General features: G+C 68.0%; 1 protein-coding gene. It reads right to left on the reverse strand.

Annotated features, from left to right (window positions below; all coding sequences use genetic code 11):
- A partial coding sequence (locus D9V41_RS16840; protein WP_208006932.1) for a cation:proton antiporter domain-containing protein occupies positions 1-366 on the reverse strand: 366 nt, incomplete at both ends.

Raw genomic sequence — 366 nt, forward strand, 5'->3', positions numbered from 1 at the left:
GATGTCGATCGCCATTCCGCTGGTCACGAAGAAGACCGGGATCAGCAGGCTGAATCCGGCGACTTCGACCTTGTCGAGCAACGTGCGGTCGTCGTGCGGCAGGAGCTGGCGCAGCAGCATCCCGGCGACGAAGGCACCGAGCACGACGTCGAGCTCGAACAGGGCCGAGACCGCCATCAGCGCGATCAGCACGAGCATGGCGAACCGGAGCAGGGTCTGGCTCGTGGAGTGGACCCCGGCGACCATCGCGTGATGCGCCCCCGACACGCGGCGGACGAGGTGCGCGGGAACGAGCACGATCGCGATCGCCACGACCGCGAAGGCGATGAGGATCAGGCCCGCGCCGAGTGGGCTCCGCGTTGAGAG

The organism is Aeromicrobium phragmitis (assembly GCF_003674095.1).
Lineage (GTDB): Bacteria > Actinomycetota > Actinomycetes > Propionibacteriales > Nocardioidaceae > Aeromicrobium > Aeromicrobium phragmitis.